The sequence below is a fragment of the Candidatus Protochlamydia sp. W-9 genome (assembly GCF_001950615.1).
GTDB classification, from domain to species: Bacteria; Chlamydiota; Chlamydiia; order Chlamydiales; family Parachlamydiaceae; genus Protochlamydia; species Protochlamydia amoebophila.
On sequence record NZ_BCPZ01000159.1, the window covers coordinates 42,153 to 65,429 of the forward strand.

Below are 23,277 nucleotides of genomic sequence, written 5' to 3' on the forward strand. Positions count from 1 at the left end.
TTCATCTTTTTGATGATAAAAAGTGTGTACTAATAAAATTTAACCAAGCTAAAAACTGCTTTGACATTTGTCAAAAAAGCCTTTGAATTTTATAAGTATTTTTTTCTTTCCCGTAGTCGGTACGATAAAATTCATTCCTTCATTTTTTCCATTTCATCCAAGCCTCTCTTTTGAAAAATACCGTAAAAAGCTTTGCAGCTAATAAATTAATCGACTTCTTATTTAGCCACTAAGATTTTTCAAACTTTACTGCTTTTAATTTAAATTATTCTCTTTTTTATGCAATTTCTGGCTAATTTTGAACCACAATTTTCGTTTTTAGCATTTGTGCTTCATTACAAAATTGCAGTAAATGAAATGACTGAGCATTTATTCAAAATAGTTTTCATTCAAGATTCGTTTAGATTTAATCGTAGTGAATCAACTTCTTTCTAGTTTTTAATGATTTATTCTTTTGAATAATTTTTTTCTGAGCTGTTACGTTTTGTTTGATTAAATAGCATGGATTTTTTCATTATATTATTTTTTTTATAATGCAATACTATAGAGAAAAAAATCCTTTTTAGAATATTTGAAAGATGCTTTTTATATTAAAATGGTAATTTAAATAAAAAAATGCGCATCAATTTTTTTGTTATTAAAAAATATTTGATTAATCTAATCTGTTTTCTGCAGGTTTTGATTTTACTGCGGATAAAAGTAAAATGCTTTTTAAATTTGATAACAGTTAAAATAAAAAAGACATTTAAGCTTAGCTCAAAAAAAACGTTGAATTTTAAATTAGTAAATAGAGGAGGTAATTATGACAATCAATCTTTGTATCGATTTTTGTAACTCGTATATAGAGCTTTGTAAAGATGTTCAAATCGATGAATCAGGCTTTCCTTCCTCCCCTCCTTCTACGGTCGACGCTGCCGCACAGAAATTTTTCAATAAAATAGGTTCCCCACCCTCTTCTTTTTCTAAAATGAAATTTTTGTCTGATATGTCGACGCAACTTCCCATCTACCTTAGTTTTGGCCTTTACAAATTTTATTTTTATCAATGCAAAGAAATTTCCTACTTAAAAGATGTTAACGCATTATCAATACAACTTGACAAAACTAAACAAATTGCAGATAAAGCTATTAAAGAGTATCAAGAATGTATTAAATTAGTGGAAATAGGCGTGTATAGAGAGCTACTCAATTTTTTTCCAGCTTTTATGTTAGATTGTTTTTATGGAAAGGAATTTGTAAACCTAACAACAATAATCGAAGCAGATTTACTTCCTTCGCCAAAGGAATATGCGAATTACTTTCTTAATCAACTACCTAAAACAAAGCTAGAAAATTTTCGTTTAGTCTCCGAAAAAGAACGTAATATTGGTTTAACATATGATTCATGGACTATCATTGATAGTGAACAAAAGAGCGAAATAACAATACCAGCTGAAATTTTTGCGAAAGTTCATTATCGTGCGATGAAAGATATACCTGATCTCTTTCGTCAATATGCTGATATTCCCTTTTATCAAAATTTAGTTGACAATCATTTTAAAACATGGGAAATTTTGAAAATTCATCGTAAAAGGGTAGAAGCGTATGAACAACATCAATCCATATAGTTCTAACATTGGGTACCCCGATACTTTATCACCCCAGCCGTCAAATTTTACAGCTTTGAATGAAATTCCTCGTCTAGATCAGGAAATTGCTAAAGAAAATTCTTTTTTGCTAAAGATAGTCGCTGCTTCCCAGCCTATCTTCGAAATTTGTCGCGCTAATCCGGAAATTGCTCAAGAAAAACCTTTTTGGTTAAAGATAATCGCTATTGCCCAGCCTATCTGTAAAATTTTATTTCAAATATTTGAATTTATCAACCGATGTGCTTGTTTGTTAGCAAAAGGGCTTATCTCAATAAAAACTAAATTAGTCGGAATTGATCTCCATATACATTTATTTACAATCGTTAACGTTCAGCAACCTTATTGTTCACACATGGCACATCGTTATTCCGAAAATACTTTGTCAGTTTAGGCAAAAAAATTATATCTATTCTTCGGAATTGATCTCTATATATATTTATTTACAATCGTTAACGTTCAGCAACCTTATTGTTCACACATGGCACATCGTTATTCCGAAAATACTTTGTCAGTTTAGGCAAAAAAATTATATTTATTCTAAAATAAAATATTGTTTCCTCTATTTTCATCTTTTTGAGGATGGGAAAAAGCATATTATTAGACTGTAATCATTTAACCTTTTTGGCGCGCATGAGAATAGCGCTTAAATCTTATAAGCATTTATTTCTTTATTTTATTAACGCCAGTTTAACGTAAGAAACCCTCAAAAATATTCTAGGAGCTTAAGCTACTTCGATTTCTGTTTTTGAAAAGAACAGTCGAGACTTGGATGGATTCAAGCAATAATTAGCAAGGCCTGCCATCAGATGGCTAAGAAACTTCCATCGACTTCGGTGCCGATGATGTTCTATCTGACAGCTACTTTTCAACAGATGATTCACACTTTCAATCATAGCCCTCTTTTTTAGCATGAGTTTATCCATTAATGGGATCCATTGATTTTTCATCTTCTTCTTTACTTTTGTGAAAAGATGAATTCCTTTTTGCATTATAGTATGAGCTAGTTTTTCTGAAATATCCCCTCTATCTGCGAACGCTTTTCCTTTCATTCCTTCTATCATTTCTGGAACGGGTTTGCGATTATCAATATTGCCAGTTGTCAACTTAAATGCGACAATTTCTGCATGATGATTAATCACAAGATGGAGCTTAAACCCAAAGCACCAACCAATGGTTGTTTTTCCCCACTTAGCTTGGCTCTTTAAAGACACGATGGGAAGAGGCACGTTTGACGCGGGCAAACCGTTAATCCTGTAGAATCTATCAATAAACTCCCTTTACAGATCCCTTAGTGTTCTTGGGTAAAGCAAAACATAGGAAAAAATGCTTGATGTTTAGTTAAAAAAATCTTGAGTACCCAACAAGATGAGGGAATAAATATTTTAAAGTTGTTTTTACATGGTTTAAGTAGAAGTATTTAAATGTTCTGTAATTAGAACGATGAAAGAGAAAAAAAATATATAAGCTTTCAATCCATCATCTAATCAATTTTCAGGAAAAATTAAGTTTATTAAACACTCTACAAGCATTCCGTTTAATCTTTTCATGAACCATATATATCATTGATTTGAAATCTGAATTGCCCTGATTTGATTTTTTTTATCTAACATTGTAGAGTTTGGGGTAAAAAATTTTTATTAAAAGCTACCTAGGGAATAAAAATGATTCGGAACGAACCAATTCGCTTTCAAGCTCAGAATGCCCAAGCAACAGTCATTGACACATCTGATAAACTCTGTGGGGTATCAGTGCCAGTTGAAATTGTTACTCATATTTTTACTTTTTTAACGGAAAATTCAAAAAATTTGCTTAATCTAAGGTCAGTTTGTTCGCGGTTTAAAGCAATCATCGAAACAGATGGCAATTGTAAACGATTCTTCAAAATGAGCACTTCTAGGGATCCGCTATTTCAAAACAGTACAAAAATTCCAAACTATCTCAGCAAATTCCTCTTACATCTAACCCCACTCTTAAGCTCTCAAGAAGGCTTTAATAGGTTATTAGTCCGCCCATCTTTTAAAGATCGTTTTGCTATAACTATTCTTAATCTATTCTTGCAAAAAGTTTTAAAAAATCCTGTTAGTTCAGCTGATAAACAAGCTTTACTAAAAAAAATCGATTACCTAAAAACCCGACTTTTTATTCTCATAGAAATCGGCTCGACTTCCACAAATTTTGAGTTGCAAGAAAAGCAAAACCAGGAAATCATCAATCCTCTTTTAAAATTATTTATCAAACTCGGAGTTGATCCAACAGCAATTAATTACCAAACCAATCGGTCTTTGTTAAGACAAGTGGCAGACTTACAAAATGCTGAAGGCATAGAGATCATTCTAAAAGCTCTTAAAAACGAGAAAGCAACTGACGAAGAGCTAACCAAAAAGCTAAATACACATAATGCTGAAGGCATAGAGATCATTGTAAAAGCTCTTAAAAACAAGAAAGTAACTGACGAAGAGTTAATCAAAAAGTTAAATACACATAATACTGAAGGCATAAATATCATTTTAAAAGCTCTTAAAAACAAGAAAGTAACTGACGAAGAGTTAATCAAAAAGCTAAATACACAAAATGCAAAAGGCATAAATATCATTTTGGAAGCTCTGAAAAACAAGAAAATAACTGACGAAGAGCTAATCAAAAAGCTAAATACACAAAATATAAAAGGCATAAATATCGTTTTGGAAGCTCTTAAAAAAAAGAAATTAGCTGACAAAGAGCTAATCAAAAAACTAAACATGCAAGATACTCGGGGAGAAACTATTCTTCATCATTTAGCAAATAGTGTTGATACGTCTTATTTTAATCAAAATAAAATGGAAAAAACCTTGAGGTTATTGCTTGATCATGGTGCTGACTTATATGTGAAAAATTGGAACGGAGAGACGGCTCTTCGTAATTTTCAAACTGTAAAAGAATTTAAAAGAATCCTTAAAAATATTTCTCCTGATTATGAGATTCAAAAAAAATCAGAAAAACCTTCTAGCCAAAGTAAAGAATTGCACGCAGCGATAAAACAAGGCAATAAGGATAAAATCAAAGAGCTCCTTGAAAAGGATGAACAACTTGTAGATGATTGGGACTTCTACGAGATAACACCTTTAAAGCGTGCTTTAGATTGCGGAGATTTAGAAATTATTGAGCTCATCCTTTCTTATAATCCTAATTTCTATGATAACGATAGACGCACTATTTTTGATTATTGCGTAACCACTAGTAGACTTAAAGCAAAAGCTAAAGCTAATATTTTTAAAGAATTAATCCGTAGTGCTTCAATAATGGAGTATGACGATATTCCGCTTTCAAAAGGGGAAGCTCGGGGGCATTACACCCTTCTTAGTATAGCAATTACAGATAATAGCGATCCTTTAGAGCTCGTGCAAGTGCTTTTGCCCTATTATCGTGGTAAAATAAATGAAAAACCCTACTTATCCATGGCAGCTTGTGAAAATCAGATTGAAGTTGTTCGTTTATTAATGGAAGAAGGAGCTGAAATTAATTCTGAACAGCTCTATCGTAGCCTTTCTCCCTTGTATTGGGCAGTCTTTAACAGAAATGTAGAGATGACAAGACTGCTTCTTGAGTTTAACAAAGATCCCCATGAAGTGAATGCAAATCACAAGGACGGAAGGACTATCTTGCATGTTGCTACCACAAATATGCATCTGGAAATGATGGAATTTTTACTTTCTCAGGAAGGAATTAATCTTCATGCCCAAGATGATCAAGGTCATACGCCTTTGGATATCGCTATAGAGTCAGAATATTATGAGGGTGCCAAGCTCCTGATTGAGCGTGGAGCTCAAATAAAGTTGGACGAGACATCAAAGATTTTAAGTGAAGAGGGGCCTTATCTCGATGAGCTTAGACATTATTTATTATATGTATTCATCAAGAATAAAGATTTGGATTCCCTTCAATTACTTCTTAATAGCCCTTTCGATCTTCAGATCACAACAATAAATAAAAAATTTGGTAAATCTCCTATTATGTACGCAAAAGAAATCGATCCTAAGATAGTGCAAATGATTTACAGACTAATTTTGAATAAATCAAATAAGAGTGGAAATTATTCGAGTTAAGAAACTGTAATTGCATGAGATGCATTTGCTTATTTTGCTTGAGCATTGCTTTAATCATTACAAAAGGGCAGATAGCTTCAATGAAGCTATCAGTTCTGCATATATTTTTGAGCTGACTTAATCCTTTTATAGTTGGTTAAAAAATTTTAAACATTAAATGGTAAAAGTTTAAATTAAGCTATGTAAGTTTGTTAAGCGTGGAATATTTCTGAAGCGTGGCTATCAAAACTCTTAAAATGACCAGTTTATAAAAGGCCTTGGTAAGTAAATCTCTTGTTGTTCAAACCGTCTCTGTACTTACATTTAAAATTTTAAGCATACGACTTCTTAAAAACAAATCAGCAAAAACTCAGCAAGGTAAAATAGGCACTTTGAGACGCACAATCGGGCAGTTATCAGGTAAGCGCACAAAGGCTTGGTTGCGAGACAGAAATTGAATATCAGTCTTAGTAATCAATTGTTGATAACGCGTTTGTTGATTTAAACTTACCCCATTTCGAATGTCGTTAACTCCATAAGACAGTCTTTTTTTGATACTCTCTAATTTCTTGCTCCTAAAACATGTCGGCAAGGCGGCCAGCATGGAGGGGATTTTGCTCAGCAAAGACAATTTTGGTGGCACAATTGCCGATCAACTTTTGCGTCACAGATGGCGGCCCATAAAATGCCTCTAATTAAAACGCCAGTTTAATGTAAGCTATCTTTGGACTATATTCTGAGGGATCTTTGTTGAAAAAAGACCTCTTTTCTGTTAGAAGATTTTGTTTTCCAGAACAAAAACTAAGGAAAGAGGCCAAAATAAATGAGATAGAGATGATCAAACTGTTTTGTCTTGTGGATGATTTTTCTAATAGATTTCACCAAATGTGTTTCCAACAACAAATCGAGTAGACGAAAAGAAAAATACACAAAAAATTTTCTTTTAGATTCAAAAAAAATTATTTACAAACCGGTTTTTTAATAAATAAGCTTTAATCAACAGAATCTCACTCCAAATCCTTAAACTTTGAAAGGTTTTGATGAGCAATTAAATCTTCAACAGAGCAAAAATGGTAAAATTCTCTGTCGAATAAATTCTTAGTCTCAATCTATTTTGTTGAAGAAATTAATTAACAAGAGTATGCCTTTCTTATTTGGAATGACGCGCTTGAAAACTCGGATTGAACAAATAGAGAGGATAAATGTTCTCCAAATTCGTTAAAATTTTAGCATCATATCCTTTTTTTTTACTCTTCGTGCTGAGAACTTTTGTATTTTCCACTCTTTCATTTTTACACGCCGAAATAGACGAAAATAGGGAAAGCAATCTCCCCATTTTAGACTTGAATCAGGCCGTATACCGCGTTTTAACCGCTTCACCTTCTCTACAAATTGCCAAAGAAGAATTCTCTGCTAAATACTCTTTAGTTAAACAAGCACAACTCGCTCCTAATCCCGTTCTAAGCTATGAAGTCGAAAACTTCTCTGGTCGACGCAACTGGAAAGGTTGGAATCATCGAGAAGAGAGCTATATTTGGTCTCAATTGTTTGAAACTGGGGATAAACGGCAAATACGAACGCAAGCTGCATCTTATCGCTATTACGCAGCTATGGTGGGTTATGATATTTCAAAACTTATCCTGCTAAATCGTCTTCATCGCGCTTTCATACAAGTAGCTGCCAACCAGGAACTTTTAAAAAACGCAATTCAACAATCACAAATTGCTAAAGAAATGCTAGACATTGCCACAAAAAAAGTGGAGGCTGGTAAAGTTTCTTTAATCCAACAAAATAAAGCACAAGTGGCTTATTCTCTAACATTAATTAACTCTGAAAAAGCTCAAATAGATTTAAAAAATGCCAAACGAAGATTATCTTTGCTTTGGGCTGAAACGTGTCCTGACTTTAAAACCGTCTTATTTCCCTTTTTTGACCTCGAAATGCCGAAAGAACTTCAAACTTACATTGAAGATCTTTGCAATCAACCAGAAATTACTCAACTCCTCTATCAATTGCAAAATGCAAAACATCATTGGCGATTGGAAAAAGCGAATCGCATTCCCGATGTGACTATGCAAGTAGGATATAAAATCAATTATGAAGAAAAAAATCAGGGATTAATTGCCGGAGTATCCATCCCTATTCCCATTTTTAACCAAAATCAAGGCAACATCTCAGAAGCCTATTTTGAAATGTTAAAAGTTGATGATCAGAAAAGATTGCTAGCCCTTACTCTCCAGTCTAAACTGTCTATTATTCATGAAGAATTTAATCGCTCTTACTTAGAAGCCCAAGAAATACAAAGCAAAACTCTTCCTTTAGCGAAACAAGCCTTTGAACTAGCTCATAAAGGATATTTAGAAGGAAAATTCGAATATTTGGACGTATTAGATGCTCAAAGAACATTGTTTGAAATCACAGAAAACTATATTCAAACATTAATCCATTACCACACCAAACGTGCCGATATGGACTATTTAAACAGTCAACTGGATTAACTTTATGAACAGAAACTCCTTCCGTTATTTTATTCTGTGTATGTTATTTTCATCAGTTCAGTTATTTTCTCATTCTCAAGAAGAGCACGAAGAAAATTCTGTTTATTTGACAACAGATCAAATTAAACAACTAGGTATCAGGATAAAAAAAGCAGGAGCTGGGACCCTCTTTTTGTCAATTTCTACACCCGGAAAAATTATTCTTCCACCTGATCAATTAGCTCATATCGTTCCAAAAGTTTCTGGGATCACTCGTGAGGCTAGTTATAACCTTGGTCATTTAGTCAAACGTGGAGACATAATGGCCATCTTAGAAAGTAGTGACATGGCAGATTATAAAGCGGCTTTTCTGGCTGCTTTAAGTCGCGAGAAATTAGCTCAATCGATTTTAAAAAGAGAAAAAAAGCTTTTTCAAGAAAAAGTTTCTTCAGAGCAAGATTATCTCAATGCTAAGAATGGATATGAAGAATCTTTCATTAATCTTCAGTTGGTTAAACAGAAACTGCAAGCATTTGGTTTACTTTCAAGCGAAATAGAGGAATTAGCCGTCCAAAGCGATCCTAATTTGAGACTCTATTCTATACGCTCTCCTATCGATGGAACAGTAATCATGAGGCATATTACAATAGGAGAATTTATAGAAAATACAAATATCATTTATGAAGTAGCTGATCTTTCTAAAGTATGGGTTGAAATTGGCATTTATCCTAAAGATTTGTATAAAGTGAAAGCTGGACAACTGGTTAACGTTACAATACCTAGCGAAAATAAATTGGGGCAAGCTAGACTCATTTATGTCAGTCCTATTGTGGCAGATGAAACAATTGCGGCTAAAGCGATTGCTGAACTTGATAATCAAACGGGAGATTGGCGTCCGGGAGTTTTTGTCAAAGCTTTAATCGAAACGGAACAACTGCCCTGTCCTCTCGTAGTTCCCAATGATGCGATTCAAATGATTGATGATCAACCAATCTTATTTGTCGGTTCTAAAAACAAATTTGAAAAGCGAGTTGTTCAGCTTGGTCAAAGTGATGGAAAAAATACAGAAATTCTTTCTGGCTTAAAACCTGGGGAATCCTATGTTGTAAACAAGACATTTCTATTAAAAGCTGAATTAGGAAAAAACTCAGCTGAACATGAGGATTAGGGATGATTGAAAATATCCTTCGCTATTCCTTATATCATCCACTTAAAGTTATCCTTTTCACTTCTTTAGTAGCTTGCTATGGAATTTTTTCTTTTTTTAAATTACCCATCGATGCTGTACCTGATATTACTAATAATCAAGTTCAAATCAATACCATTTTAGGTGGTTTATCTCCTATTCAAATAGAAAAGCAAGTTTCTTATGTGATTGAAACAGCTTTAGCAGGTATTCCTGGTCTTCAAATGACAAGATCTTTATCACGAAATGGTTTTTCTCAAGTTACAGCTATTTTTGATGATAACGTCGATATTTATTTTGCTAGGCAACAGATTAATGAAAGATTAAATGAAGCGATTAAAAATCTCCCCGAAGGTGCTGAAATTCACATGGGTCCTCTTTCTACAGGACTTGGCGAAATTTATATGTGGACAGTTGATTTTATCCCTCATTCTGAAAAAAATGAGAATAGAAAACTTGCAGGATGGATGGTTGATGGTTCTTATCGAACCCAAGAAGGACAAATTTTAAAAAATGAAGAAGAAAAAGCTTCTTATCTTTGCACTATACAAGACTGGATCATTAAACCTCAACTGAAGAGCATCCCGGGATTAGCTGAAATTGATTCGATTGGAGGGTATGTTCTGCAATATCACATTGAGCCCAACATCGAAAAAATGATTGCGTTGGGATTAAGTTTTGATAACCTGATTCAAGCCGTACAAAAAAATAATTTAAGTATTAGTCCTGGCTATATTGAAAAATTAGGAGAAGGGTTACTCGTTAAATCAGATGAAAGATTAAATAACCCTAAAGAAATAGAGACAATTGTTGTTGCCACACGAGAAGGTATCCCCATTCGCATTCGAGATATTGCTGAGGTAAAAATTGGGAAAGAAATGCGCACAGGAAGTGCAACTCACAATGGCAAAGAATCAGTTATTGGAACCGCTCTCATGTTAATAGGTTCTAATAGTCGCACTGTATCTCAAGCTGTTGAACAAAAGCTTTCTGAAATCACTCACACGCTTCCTCCAGATATCACCATTACTCCTGTGCTCAATCGGACAAAGCTTGTTAATGCCACCATTGATACAGTTGCGAAAAACTTAAGTGAAGGAGCTATTCTTGTTATTGCGATTTTATTTGCTTTTTTAGGACATTTTCGAGCTTCATTAATTACTGCCTTGGTCATTCCTTTATCTATGTTGATGACAGCGATTGGAATGGTACACACACAAATCAGTGGCAATCTAATGAGCCTTGGTGCCATTGATTTTGGACTTATTATTGATGGAGCTGTTATTATTACGGAAAATTGTTTAAGAAGACTTTCTCTTACGAGAAAGGCCCTTCGTAGAGATTTAACTAAACAAGAACGAATTGAAGAGGTTTTAGCTGCAAGCCAGGAAATGATTCAACCGACCGTGATTGGACAAGCTATTATTATCACTGTTTATGTTCCTATTTTAACATTATCAGGGGTAGAAGGAAAAATGTTTTATCCGATGGCTATGACAGTAATTATGGCTTTAATTTCGGCATTTATCCTTTCCCTCACATTTGTGCCGACAATGATTTCTCTTTTTGTGAAAGGAAATATGCAAGAAAATGAAAAGGGGTTTGTTCATTTCATAAAAAAAATATATCAATCCGTTCTCGAAAAAGTGTTGCGTTTTCCCTTAGCCACAACTTTGTCATCGTTAATAGTTGTTCTTATCTCACTCATTCTTTTTTTCAGGCTTGGCGAAGAGTTTATTCCTACTTTAGATGAGAGAGATCTAGCCATGCATGTTATGCGTATTCCAAGCACCTCATTATCCCAGTCAACAGAAATGCAAAAGGACGTAGAAAAAACACTTCTTACACTGCCAGAAGTTTCATTCGTATTTTCTAAAACAGGGACAGCTGAAATGGCTTCTGATCCCATGCCTCCCAATGTTTCAGATACTTTTATTATTTTAAAAAAGCGAGAAGAATGGCCTAACCCGGAACTGACTAAAGAAGATTTAATTCATAAAATTGAACAATCTGTTCAATTCGTTCCTGGCAATAATTATGAATTTACACAGCCTATTGAAATGCGTTTCAATGAGTTAATTTCAGGGGTTCGCAGTGACTTAGCTGTGAAGGTATATGGAGATAATTTTTCTTTGTTGGAAAAAACGGCTGAGAGTATTTCCCAAGTCTTAAAAGGAATTCCAGGAGCCGCTGACGTAAAAGTGTCTCAAATGAGTGGTCTTCCGGTTTTAGATATTAAAATTGATCGAGAGACAACAAGTCGATTAGGATTAAATGTTTCAGATATTTTGGAAGTCATTTCTATTGCTTTAGGAGGAGGAAAAGCGGGTCAGTTATTTGAAGGAGATCGCCGATTTGATATTATTGTAAAACTTCCTGATTCATCACGAGAAGACCTTACTACAATTAGTCAACTACCTATTCCCCTAAAAATAGAATCTAAAAAAGCTTATTTTTCAAATATTCCACTTGGTGAAGTTGCTTCTTTAAATATTCAAAATAACCTCAATGAAGTCAGACGTGAAAATGGAAAACGATTTATTACCATTCAAGCCAATGTTCGAGGATCGGATCTAGGAACATTTGTAGAACAAGCGAAGCAGGAAATTCGAGACAAAGTCAAAATTCCAAGTAGTTATTGGTTAGATTGGGGCGGACAGTTTGAAAACCTCCTTTCAGCTCGCAATCGTTTATTTATAGTCATTCCAATTGCTTTAATGTTAATTTTTATTTTTCTTTATTCTGCATTTAACTCTGCCCGTTATGCTTTACTTGTTTTTACAAGCATTCCTTTAGCATTAACAGGAGGGATTTTGTCTCTATGGATAAGAAACATGCCCTTTTCTATTTCTGCTGCAGTTGGGTTTATCGCTCTTTCTGGCATCGCTGTTTTAAATGGGCTTGTTTTAGTTACCTCAATTAATCAACTCCGCGATGCTGAAAGCCACATTGAAAAAGCTATTAAAAAAGGGGCTCTTCAACGCATCCGCCCCGTTTTAATGACAGCCTTAGTCGCTTCATTTGGATTTATTCCGATGGCGTTAGCATCAGGAACGGGAGCAGAAGTGCAAAAACCTTTGGCAACTGTTGTGATTGGAGGAATCATTAGCGCTACCATTTTGACACTTTTAGTTCTTCCAGCATTATATAAACTTTTTGCAGCTAAACAACGATATAGAGATATCAATTATGTGGAATGAACCCAAAATTTTATGGCTAATAGCAGGCACCTTATTTATTGCTGTCTTTGAATTTCTTTCATTAGGGGGCATTCACCTTCCTAAAGAAATTGCCTTACCTTTTTTTCTTACTTTCACTCTTTTTTTTGGGCGAGAAACCCTTTGGCATGGTTTAAAAGCATTATTTAATTTGAATTTTAAAAGTATTAACTTATTGATGTTCATCGCTGTTGTAGGAGCTTTCTATTTAGGCGAATATCCTGAAGGAACCATTGTTATTATTTTATTTACATTAGCAGAAAGATTAGAAGATGTGGGCATTGCAAAAAGTCAGTCTGCTATCGACTCCTTTCTCAATAAAATACCAAAAACGGTCTTAATCAAAGATCAAGAACTCGCTGTAGATATTTCTCAAATCAAAATTGGAACAGTTGTTTTAATTAAGCCAGGTCAAATGATCCCTCTAGATGGAATCGTTAAATCAGGAAGTTCCTTTGTAGATGAATCAGCGATTACAGGGGAGCCTTTGGCTAAAGATAAACGAACAGGAGATGAACTATTTGCAGGAAGTTTGAACAAACAAGGTTTTATTGAAATGGAAGTTTCTAAAACCGCATCGGATTCAACCATTGAAAAAATTCGAGAATTAACTTTTCATGCCACCAAGCACAAAGCTAAAACGCAACAATTTATTGAAATTTTTTCTCAATTTTATACCCCTTTTGTGATTTTATTAGCGACTTTTTGGACATTCTTTAACTGGCAAGTTTTGCATCAACCCTTTAATCAAGGGCTAGCAGATGCTTTAGCTCTTCTCGTTATCGCTTGTCCTTGTGCACTCGTCATTTCAACACCTATTTCTATCTTTTCTGCAATCGGACATGCCTCTTCAAAAGGAGCTCTAATCAAGGGAGGAAAATATCTCGAAGCTATGGGGCAAGTGAATGCCATGGCAATTGATAAAACCCGAACCCTCACAAAAGGTCAGCCTATCGTCACTCATGTGATTCCTTTTGGAAATCATTCTAAAGAATTACTTTTAAGTTGTGCAGCTGGCATCGAAAAATTATCTGAACATCCTCTCGCTCAAAGTATAGTTCAAGCCGCTCAAATAGAAAATCTTACCCCACATCCTGTCGAAAACTTTGAAAGTTTTATTGGGAAAGGTGCCAAAGCGGACTGCTTGATTTGCGATGATAAACATCATTGTATCGGAAAATTGGAATTCATTTTAGAAGAACATCATCTGCCTCAAGACATTATAGATCTCATCGATGCCTATCAAAAAAAAGGAAAAACGGTTGTTGCAGTCAGTACTCATAAAAAAGTCGAAGGGATAATTGTTCTGGAAGACGAAATCAGATCAGATAGTGCGCAATTTATTGCTGATTTAAAACAATTACAAGTTTACCCCATTATGTTAACTGGAGATCATTTAAATGTTGCTCATTCTATCGCTCAACAAGTGGGGATCCAAGTTGTTAAAGCAAATCTTCTTCCTCAGGACAAATCAAAAGCTATCGAAGAATTATTAAAAGAGTATCGCACAGTTGCCATGTTTGGGGATGGAGTCAATGATGCACCTGCACTAGCGCTTTCAAGTGTTGGTATTTCAATGAGTTCGCTTGGCAGTGATACAGCATTAGAAGCTGCCTCTATCGTCATTTTAAATGATAATTTATCTCTCATCCCTTATCTGATTAAACTTGGTCGAAAAACCCTTTCTACAATTAAAATAAATATTACTTTTGCTTTGTCCGTGAAAATTCTTTTTATTATTCTTGCTCTCTTAAGTATATCTAACTTAGCTTTAGCTATTTTTGCAGATGTTGGGGTAACATTACTTGTCATTCTGAATAGCTTGAAATTAATGAACTTTAAACCAAAATTTAGCCAGGGCTGAATGCATTCAGTTTACTAAGCCTAGATAAGGGCAAAGCAATGAAAATGCACTGGTGCTCTTAAAAATTCATTTATTATTAAAACGCTCTAGACAGAGGTTGATAGCGAGTATAACAAACAGAGTGATTGACTAAGAAAAAAGCAATTTTCCAATGTTAACAAACCCTAAAGTTTAGCGAGCCTCTGCTACTGAACCAAATTGCTAAAGTTATTGAAATCACTCCCATGATCGCGGAACTGTTGTCATTATGATGGGCCTAAAGCGAACAAGACAGGCATTAAAAATAGATTCTTTGTGAGATTGATGAATACTTAAAAAATCGTCGAAATAATTTACACGGAAACTAAAAAATTAAAAAACTTTGCGAAATGTTAAATTAATACGCGTCGATCCCGTTAAATGATGATGCCCACTTTTTAAAGGAAGAATACCATGGTAAGCCAACCGTAGTTTACCTCCCCAAACAACTACATCTCCATGTATAAGTAATAATTTTTGGAGAGGATCGGTACGATTGAATCCTCCAAATTGAAAAGTAGCAGGCAAGCCGAGTGAAACAGAAACAATAGGTGAATCCAAATCGTCTTCATCTTTGTCCTGATGAAGAGACATTTTCGCTCCGGGAACATAGCGATTAATCAAACAAGCGCTAGGAACAAAAGAAGAATAACCAGCCCTTTCAGCGGCCTCTAAAGCAAGTTCTAAAAAATGAGATGGAATCTTTGGCCATACAAGCCCGCTTAAAGGATCAAAGGATTGATAGCGGTAACCCGCTTCATCTGTCACCCATCCTAGCAAACCACAATTTGTCATAGCGACAGATAGATCAAAACCTCTAGATGTTTTCATACGACGAAACGGAGCTAATTGAGCAATTTCCTGTACTGAAGTTAACAAAGATTTGTCTATTTTTTTGGCCAACCCAGCAAACAAAATAGCACCTTGACCTAAAATCATATCTTTTCTTTGATTTTCAAATAAATCTTCTTTCATAATCATAAAAAATACATAGGGATTCAAATGTCTTTAAATATGGGTCAATGGATAGGCGTTTTATTAGGGCTTATTGTCATTGCACTGATGAGTTATACTAGTATGCGCTATTTAGTTTTCTTAATTAAAGGAAAAAGATATCGTTTAAGTCATCTGCTAAGAGGTTTTAGAGAAAAAATTTGGATGACGTTTGGTCTAGGTTTTTTATTTTTTGGACTTTACCTCGGTATTGTCCTCTTAGGATCATTCTTGATTGACCAAGAAAATGGACAGATATTGTTTCATTTATCTTATCAACATCCGATTGAATTCATCTATTTAGGATTGTTTATTTTTGCCACCATTTCACTTCTCATTTATCTAGTCCGCATGTTTATCAAATATCTCTATTTGACGCGAAGCAAAGGCTCATAAATCAATCAGCTTGGTGTTTTAAAATAGGCCTTTTTGCTGCTAACACTTCATCTAGACGACTAACAGGTTGTTGATGAGGAGCATTTTTTATAGTTTGGGGATCTTGGTGAATCTCTGCTACGATCCTTTCTAAAATTGAAACGAATTGATCAAGAGTATTTTTAGATTCACTTTCTGTCGGTTCAATGAGCATACACTCTTTAATAATCAAAGGGAAATAGACGGTTGGGGCATGCACGCCGTAATCTAATAAACGTTTTGCAATATCTAATGCCCTAACTCCTTTTCCTAAGTAGTTATCGGCCTGTACTACAAATTCATGCATGCAAAATTGTTCAAATGGAATGTTAAATAATTTCGAGATTCTCTTTTTTAAATAATTAGCATTGAGAACAGCTACTTCAGCAATTTTTCTTAACCCATAATACCCATGCAATTTGGCATACAAATAAGCTCTTAAATAAATAGCAAAGTTACCCTGAAAAGACGCTATTTGTCCTATGCTCATCGAATCCTTCCACTTGACCACATAATGATCATTTTCTTTTTCTACTCTTGGATTAGGAAGAAAAGGTTTTAAAAGATCTCCACAAAGAACAGGTCCAGACCCTGGTCCTCCTCCACCATGAGGAGTTGAAAATGTCTTATGAAGATTGATATGCATCACATCAAATCCCATGTCTCCTGGCCGCGCAACATTTAAAATGGAATTGAGATTGGCCCCATCGTAATATAGAAAACCACCAACTTTATGAACAATTTCAGCTATCTCCTTAATTACCGAACTAAACAAACCAAGCGTATTAGGATTTGTTAACATCAGCCCTGCTGTTTTGTCTGAAACAAGACTTTTCAAATGATCAATATCTACATCCCCTTGAGCATTTGTTCTTAAAGAAATTGTTTTAAATCCTGCCATTGCTGCTGTAGCCGGATTTGTGCCGTGAGCATTATCTGGAATAAGTAATTCATCTCGTTCAAAATCCCTGTGATGACGATGGTAGGCAGCAATCATTTGAATACCAGCAAACTCCCCTTGAGCTCCTGCATTAGGAACCAATGAACCTGCCGTCATTCCGCTGACTTTACATAACATTTGAATGAGTTCATCAATGATTTGCAAATTACCTTGTACGGTATGATCTGGAGCTAATGGATGAACCCTAGTAAAATTAGGCAAATTTGCACACCATTCATTGATCCGAGGATTCAATTTCATCGTACAACTACCTAAAGGATAAAAATTTGTATCAATTCCCATATTACGTTTAGCAAGAACTGCAAAATGACGAGTTAAATCAATCTCAGAAACTTCAGGCAGCGGAAGAGAGGTCTGTCTTAAAAACTTCTTAGGCAAAGAGAATTCTTTTAAATTTTCCCAAGAATAAGGAAGACTGTAAGCCTTTTGTTTAAATTGTGATTTTTCAAAAATGGTTTTTGTCATAACATTTTCACAAAATGAGATTTTAAAAGAGTTCTTTACAAACTTTAATGAATTGATCCAATTGAACTTGATTTTTTGTTTCTGTTACAGCAATCAGTAAGCATGTTTTTAAAGAAGGATAATATCGTTTTAGTTCGATCCCAGGTTCAATTCCATTTAACCGAAAAAACTCTAAAACTTGATTAGAATCTTGCTTAAAATCAACAACAAACTCATTAAATGAAGCTCCTTGATTCCAAACATTAATTGTAGAAATTTTACCTAAGTAAAATTTCAAATAATTTGCTCTTTGATAATTCGTTAATGCTAATTCTTTCACACCCTCTTTGCCATACCAGAGCATTGCCACTAAACTAGCTAAAGCTGCTAAAGCTTGATTAGTACAAATATTGGAAGTCGCTTTTTCTCTTCTAATGTGTTGTTCTCGTGCTTGGAGTGTTAAAACAAAACCACGCCTCCCTTGAACATCTAATGTTTCCCCAACAATCCTGCCTGGCAATTGTCTCATTAACTCTTGTTTACAAGCCATATAGCCTGCATAAGGTCCTCCAAAAGAAAGAGAAATTCCAAACGGTTGACAATCACCTACAGCAATATCTACACCTAATTCTTTAGCTGAAGACAACAGCCCATAAGAAATAGGATTTGCACAAAGAATTGTTAAGGCTCCTTGAGATTTAGCCATTTCAGTAATAGGTTGAACATCTTCTATGCAACCAAAAAAATTGGGAGATTGTAAAAGAACTGCAGCTGTTTGATCATTTAAATACATTTTTAAAAAAGAGGTATCTAAAGTTCCTTCTTGTAGAAAAGGAATAGTAATTAATTCACAATCTTGACTTTTGAGGTATTGTTCAATAACTTTTTTATAGTGGGGATGTAAACTGTCAGAAAGAAGAATTTGTTTCCTTGTTTTATGATGTCTAAGAGACATTAAAATTGCTTCAGCACAAGCAGAAGCTCCATCATAAACAGATGCATTGGCAACATCCATTCCCGTCAATGCACATATAGCAGATTGAAATTCAAAAATAATTTGGAGCATTCCTTGAGAAGCTTCGGCCTGATAAGGCGTATAAGCAGTTAAAAATTCAGATTTACTACAGACAGCTCCCACTAAGGCTGGAATATGATGTTCATAGGCTCCGGCTCCTAAATAACTGACTAAATTAGGAAAAGTATTACGCACCGCTAATGACTCTATTAATTGAATACCCTCATATTCAGAAAGCCCATCATCTACGCTAAGAGCTTGCAAAATCAACGAAGAAGGAATTGATTTAAATAATTCTTCAACATTTTGAATCCCAATTTCAGTTAACATGGCTTCAATTTGAGGAGTTTTATTTGAAATAAAATCCATTTATGCTCCGTTTAACATCGCATGATAATCCTTTTCATCCATTAATAAGTCTAATTCTGAAGAATTAGATAAACGAAGTTTAAATAACCATCCTTCTTTTTCGGATGATTGATTAATGAGTTCAGGCTGAGTAGATAAACTTTGATTCACTTCAATAATTTCTCCACTAACAGGAGAATAAACATCAGCGGCCGCTTTAGTAGACTCTAAAACCACCACTTCCTGTCCAACAGTAACTTTTCTATGTAAAGTTGGCAGTTCAACATAAACAATATCACCGAGTTCTTTTTGCGCAAACTGCGTCACACCAATACGAGCTACATCAGGCGATTCTAAAACAACCCATTCATGAGAATCTGTATATTTCATCTGTTTTTCCTAATAAAAGGCAATTGAACCACTTCAGCGTGGCATTGTGTTTGCCGAATTTGTATTTTAATATCTTGTTTGATTTTGAGTGGTGTATCTACTAAAATTAAAGCAACGGCTTCATTTAAAGAAGGGGATATAGAACCTGAGGTAACCTCTCCAATTCTAATACCATCTTTAAAAACAGGATAGCCTTGTCTAGCGATACCAGGTTCTTTTAATTTGATCCCATATGTCATTCGCTTTCTGGGTGTTTCCTCAAGGCTTTTTAAAGCTTGCTTTCCTAAAAAATCAGTTTTATCAAATTTTACTGCCCAAGCAGATACACTTTCAGTTGGGGCGATGGTATCTGATATTTCGTGCCCATATAAAGCAAACCCCATTTCTAAACGAAGTGTATCCCTTGCTCCAAGCCCAATAGGTTCAATTCCAAAAGTTTTTCCTATATTGAGCAGACGATCCCATAAGGAAATTATTTGTTCATTTGTACCATAAAATTCAAATCCTCCAGCTCCGGTATAACCTGTACGTGAAAGAATCAAAGGTTGATCTAGTTCTTGGATTGACGTAAACGACATAGGTTTTAATGATAAATTTCCTGGAAAAAGCATGTCGACTAATGGAAACGAGAAGGGTCCTTGTAAAGCAAGTATCCCAGAATTTTCAAATTGAGGTTGGATAGTCACTTGAAACTCAGCTGCCTGCTTTTGCATATGAGCTAAATCTTTTTGGCGGTTACTTGCATTTACAATGACAAAAAAATGGGTCGAAGAATGACGATAAATAATAACATCATCAATAGATCCTCCTTGAGAATTACACCACACAGTATAAGTAGCTGTGTTTGATCCTTTTCCTACAATGCGATTCGTGGAAAGGTAATCTAAAAAACGCTCTGCATCAGGTCCTCGAATATCGATTTTTCCCATATGAGATACGTCAAACAACCCAACTTTTTCTCTCACAGCTTGATGCTCTGCTAAAATACCTTTGTAATGAATAGGCATGCTCCATCCAGCAAAATCAATCATTTTACCCTGAAGATTAAGATGGCGAGAATATAAAGCAGTTTGCATTATTTTAATTTGGATTTTGGTTTTACTTAATAAGCTTTACCGATGCCCATAAAGAGGGTTGTTGATCTACTTGAAAATCTTCTGAAACAACCGAAAAGTGTTGAGAATGACCACCAACACGATTAATTCGATAGGTAAAGCCTAAACGATCAAATTGTTTGGGATCATATCCATATAAACATTGCTTTGGAATGAAAATTTTTAATTTATATGAATCTTTCGCTAATTGTGCCTGACTATGTAGGAGTTGTGAATCACATAAAGGATGGCTATCTTCTGTTCGAAAATGCGTTTTTTCTCCACATCTATTTCCTTCTAAAGGTTCAGCAAGAAAATAAAAATGATGACAAAACCGGGTATTGAATCCTGCGGATTTCAAATCTCTTGTATCAATAAACAACTCGACACTATCCCCTTTTGTTAAATCAGGATAGGAAGATCTTGTGTAGGGTTGGTCAACTTGGATTTGCCAAGCAATCCCTTCTTCGTGCCATCCCATAGCAACTTTAGAAAACAAATACTCATGAGTTAATGATGAAGTGTCTGGTAAACCAAATGACGGCCACGTAGGCACCTGTTCTTTTTTTGCTAAGTGATGACAATCACAGGATAAAGCAAAAAACTCAATAGGATTCAAAGAAAAAGATTCATTTTCATCCATAAAACTAGAATTTCCCTTTCGTGTAAAAAAGAATCAGGAAACATCATTGTTATATGATTCCTGATTCTTAATATTTAAAAATCAGGATTTGCTAATGCTGATTCGTCTGTTGAAGTCTCTTGGGAAACTTGAAGGTAACTTAATGAAATAGCATCTTTAGCTTTAATTTTATCTAAAATGTGGTGCATTAACACTTTTTGAGCATCTATTGATAAAATGGCTTGAGCTTTTTTAGCTTGCTCAGCAATAGCAACTTCCTTTTTAGAGACATCTTCCCCTTTTTCTTTAACTTGGAAAAATGCTAAATCTCCATTAACTGGAGTGGATAAATTGGACCAAGCCGTTACAGGAAGAATAAAAGCTTCTTCTGTATTGATACCATCTTTTTGATCTTGACGAGTTAAAGAGACATTTGTCCGTTCTAATAACCATTGATCTTTTAAGGATGCAGGTTTTTGCTCTAACTCTTGGTTTTTTACATATAGACTTGCTAATGAAGGATCCTTTTCTAGTTTCGCTTTAATTTGTTGAACATAGGAGTAAAGTCGAAGAGACGCCGCTTGATCTTTACTCCAATTTGCAGGTTCCTTCTCACTAGCTAAGAGAGTTTTTTGAGTAGGTTGTAAAGCTATTAAAACCTTACTAAAATAATCGTCTGCAACTAATTCTCGAACACTTTTAAAAGATTTCCATTCTTGATTTTCTTTTTGATAAATGCTAGGATTTTGCTCTCTGATTGCCAAGTAATATTTTTCTAAAGCTTTCATACGTACTTCATCCATCGTTCCATCTTGATTAGCTTCTTCAAAAGTTAAAATTTCAAATTGAGGAGCACGATTTAGCACTTTAATCTGGTAGTAATTTTGATTATCAGCTGTATATGCTTTCAAGTCATCCGTAGGGGCCTCCCCTAATATAGCATGATCTAGTAATTGCATAAATTCTTGGCGCTTTTCCTTCTTATCCAACCCTGTAAAGGGAATTTTACCACCAGTTGTTCGCAGTCCAACATTCATTTTTTGAGAATTTACTTTAGATAAGCCTTCAAGAATCCACTCTGGATGAGAGCGAACTATAGCCTCTTTTGCAAACCTATCGATTTTTGAACGCGTCGTTTTATCTAAGTCATCTAAAACACTAAAACGTTCTTCACGAGTGATTGCTTTTCTTAAAGCTAAATCTGGAAATTGAACTTTAAGCATTTCCCAATTTTTATCATCAACTTCCCAACTCCATAATTCTTTAATTCCAACACGAGCCTGTAAAGCTTTTTGAGAAATTTGAGCGACCTCTAATTCGTAACGTTTTTGAACAAGTTCGGGATAAACACGTTCTACTTCTACTACATCTAAAAATTCTTCTGGAAGTGAAAGTAAATCTTTACGATCTCCTTTACCAATAATATTTAAATAGACTTCAAATTTTTGAAGCGAATCATAATTAGCAATTTTTAGAGCAGCGGGAAGACGATATAAATCAACTGTAACACTTTCATGCGAATAATTATTAAATACTTGATAAGCTAACGTATCGACTAAGGCAGAGTGACCCGCATCTTGGAAATAACGACGAAATAAAAGTACCTGCCTCCAAACTTTGATTGCTCTTGCCTGATCCATATTCAAGAGGCGTAACTGCTCATTGAAATATTCTTCTGGAGAAGGTACTCCAATTGAAGGATTATTTTGATTTTGTTGATAGCTGATTTGAGTGTTGCGAATCAAATCTGCAATTGCTTCTGATTTTGTAACTTCATAACCCTGCTGTTCCGCTAAAAGCGCGGTATTAATAATAAATTCGCTAACGAGTCGAGTAAAGTAAGGGGTAAACCAATCTTCAAGTGTGTGGTAACCAAATAAAGAAAGATTTATTCGATCTAATTCTTGATCAGGAGTTAACCAGTTATATTGTTTTTCTTGATAACGCAAAACTTGCCTAAGCATTGCAGGGGAAAATTTCTTTTCTGCTAAAAACAACTTAACACGACTATCAAAAGCTTTAGGACTCACGTCATCATGAGTCGATTGCAAAATTTTAAAATGCTCATTCATTTCAGGAGAAAAATACCCCCAAGCATTTTCAACGCTTAAAAAAGGTGCTTGTGGATGCGTGTAAAGAGTGAATTTTTTTTCTTTTTCGAGGCGCTTATTCAAGGGATCTTTCATTTCATTTTGATATGCTTCAACAAGTTCTTGCGCTAAGCCTGTTTCGAGAAAATCTTTACGAATGACACCGTCGTTGAGAAAATTGGGTCCCCAAACTCCGTTATATAAACGTTTATCTTCATTATCAGTAGCTAGAAAAATTGCCATTTCATCTACTTCAGCACGAGTAATATCTTTCCCATCGACCGCTTTAAAAGCAACTTGTTCACGCCAGGAGTTTGTTCCAAGTGTGCTGTAGGTACCAAAAAATGAAAATGAAATAATAATTACAACTGTAATTACAAAGAAAAAATACCTTTGGTATCTCCGGAAAAAATCGAGCATAATTAAGTAACTCCAGATTTAAATCATTAGCAAAA

17 protein-coding genes are annotated in these 23,277 nt (G+C 34.7%); 8 read left to right on the forward strand and 9 right to left on the reverse strand.

Going from position 1 to position 23,277, the window contains the following annotated elements; genetic code table 11:
- Window positions 1–802: 802 nt before the first annotated feature.
- Complete coding sequence (locus BU804_RS05395) at window positions 803–1,606, forward strand: hypothetical protein (RefSeq protein ID WP_075883290.1); 804 nt, start codon at window positions 803–805, stop codon at window positions 1,604–1,606.
- Window positions 1,584–2,018 carry a hypothetical protein gene (locus BU804_RS05400; RefSeq protein WP_075883291.1) on the forward strand — a complete coding sequence of 145 codons (435 nt, stop codon included), beginning with the start codon at window positions 1,584–1,586 and terminating at the stop codon, window positions 2,016–2,018. Before BU804_RS05395 ends, BU804_RS05400 begins: the two co-directional genes overlap by 23 nt.
- A 331-nt stretch (window positions 2,019–2,349) precedes the next feature.
- Here the strand turns inward: BU804_RS05400 and BU804_RS05405 are convergent, their stop codons facing one another.
- Window positions 2,350–2,868 carry an IS982 family transposase gene (locus tag BU804_RS05405; protein ID WP_075883292.1) on the reverse strand — a complete coding sequence of 173 codons (519 nt, stop codon included), beginning with the start codon at window positions 2,866–2,868 and terminating at the stop codon, window positions 2,350–2,352.
- A 420-nt stretch (window positions 2,869–3,288) separates the two neighbouring features.
- Here BU804_RS05405 and BU804_RS05410 point away from each other — a divergent pair, with 420 nt between their 5' ends.
- Entirely contained in the window at window positions 3,289–5,709 is a 2,421-nt protein-coding gene (locus tag BU804_RS05410; RefSeq protein ID WP_075883293.1) for an ankyrin repeat domain-containing protein, read from the forward strand.
- Between the two features lie 349 nt (window positions 5,710–6,058).
- Here the strand turns inward: BU804_RS05410 and BU804_RS05415 are convergent, their stop codons facing one another.
- Window positions 6,059–6,292, reverse strand: a complete 234-nt coding sequence (locus tag BU804_RS05415; RefSeq protein ID WP_075883294.1) for a type IV secretion system DNA-binding domain-containing protein — start codon at window positions 6,290–6,292, stop codon at window positions 6,059–6,061.
- A 598-nt stretch (window positions 6,293–6,890) separates the two neighbouring features.
- Between BU804_RS05415 and BU804_RS05420 the strand changes: the two genes are divergently transcribed.
- Genes BU804_RS05420 through BU804_RS05435 form a run of 4 tightly spaced genes read left to right on the forward strand, consistent with a single transcriptional unit; the run spans window position 6,891 to window position 14,433 of the window.
- Window positions 6,891–8,186, forward strand: coding sequence for a TolC family protein (locus BU804_RS05420; protein WP_079988624.1), 1,296 nt, complete (start codon window positions 6,891–6,893; stop codon window positions 8,184–8,186).
- 4 nt (window positions 8,187–8,190) lie between these two features.
- Window positions 8,191–9,333, forward strand: a complete 1,143-nt coding sequence (locus tag BU804_RS05425) for an efflux RND transporter periplasmic adaptor subunit (RefSeq protein ID WP_075883295.1) — start codon at window positions 8,191–8,193, stop codon at window positions 9,331–9,333.
- 2 nt (window positions 9,334–9,335) lie between these two features.
- On the forward strand, window positions 9,336–12,551 hold the full coding sequence (locus tag BU804_RS05430) for an efflux RND transporter permease subunit (RefSeq protein ID WP_075883296.1): 3,216 nt from the start codon (window positions 9,336–9,338) through the stop codon (window positions 12,549–12,551).
- The gene (locus BU804_RS05435; RefSeq protein WP_075883297.1) at window positions 12,541–14,433 is read left to right on the forward strand and encodes a heavy metal translocating P-type ATPase; all 1,893 of its coding nucleotides are present in this window, start codon (window positions 12,541–12,543) and stop codon (window positions 14,431–14,433) included. The genes BU804_RS05430 and BU804_RS05435 overlap by 11 nt, the downstream gene beginning before the upstream one ends.
- A gap of 351 nt (window positions 14,434–14,784) precedes the next feature.
- On the opposite strand, the gene alkB is transcribed toward BU804_RS05435, so the two are convergent.
- A complete protein-coding gene (gene alkB / locus BU804_RS05440; protein ID WP_075883320.1) occupies window positions 14,785–15,432 on the reverse strand; it encodes a DNA oxidative demethylase AlkB in 648 nt (215 codons plus the stop codon).
- A 21-nt stretch (window positions 15,433–15,453) separates the two neighbouring features.
- On the opposite strand from alkB, the gene BU804_RS05445 reads away from it, so the two are divergent.
- Window positions 15,454–15,840: a hypothetical protein gene (locus BU804_RS05445; RefSeq protein ID WP_075883298.1), complete on the forward strand. Its 387-nt coding sequence runs from the start codon at window positions 15,454–15,456 to the stop codon at window positions 15,838–15,840.
- Window position 15,841: 1 nt separating this feature from the next.
- Here the strand turns inward: BU804_RS05445 and gcvPB are convergent, their stop codons facing one another.
- The 6 genes from gcvPB to BU804_RS05475 all read right to left on the reverse strand — a co-directional run bounded on the left by gcvPB (window position 15,842) and on the right by BU804_RS05475 (window position 23,242).
- Window positions 15,842–17,284: an aminomethyl-transferring glycine dehydrogenase subunit GcvPB gene (gene gcvPB / locus BU804_RS05450; RefSeq protein ID WP_075883299.1), complete on the reverse strand. Its 1,443-nt coding sequence runs from the start codon at window positions 17,282–17,284 to the stop codon at window positions 15,842–15,844.
- Between the two features lie 22 nt (window positions 17,285–17,306).
- Window positions 17,307–18,647: an aminomethyl-transferring glycine dehydrogenase subunit GcvPA gene (gcvPA, locus tag BU804_RS05455; protein WP_075883300.1), complete on the reverse strand. Its 1,341-nt coding sequence runs from the start codon at window positions 18,645–18,647 to the stop codon at window positions 17,307–17,309.
- Window positions 18,648–19,016, reverse strand: a complete 369-nt coding sequence (gcvH, locus tag BU804_RS05460; RefSeq protein WP_075883301.1) for a glycine cleavage system protein GcvH — start codon at window positions 19,014–19,016, stop codon at window positions 18,648–18,650.
- Window positions 19,013–20,092 carry a glycine cleavage system aminomethyltransferase GcvT gene (gcvT, locus tag BU804_RS05465; RefSeq protein WP_193427221.1) on the reverse strand — a complete coding sequence of 360 codons (1,080 nt, stop codon included), beginning with the start codon at window positions 20,090–20,092 and terminating at the stop codon, window positions 19,013–19,015. Before gcvT ends, gcvH begins: the two co-directional genes overlap by 4 nt.
- Window positions 20,093–20,114: 22 nt before the next feature.
- Window positions 20,115–20,753, reverse strand: a complete 639-nt coding sequence (locus BU804_RS05470) for a hypothetical protein (RefSeq protein WP_011174830.1) — start codon at window positions 20,751–20,753, stop codon at window positions 20,115–20,117.
- A gap of 74 nt (window positions 20,754–20,827) precedes the next feature.
- Complete coding sequence (locus BU804_RS05475) at window positions 20,828–23,242, reverse strand: SurA N-terminal domain-containing protein (protein WP_075883303.1); 2,415 nt, start codon at window positions 23,240–23,242, stop codon at window positions 20,828–20,830.
- Between the last annotated feature and the right edge of the window lie 35 nt (window positions 23,243–23,277).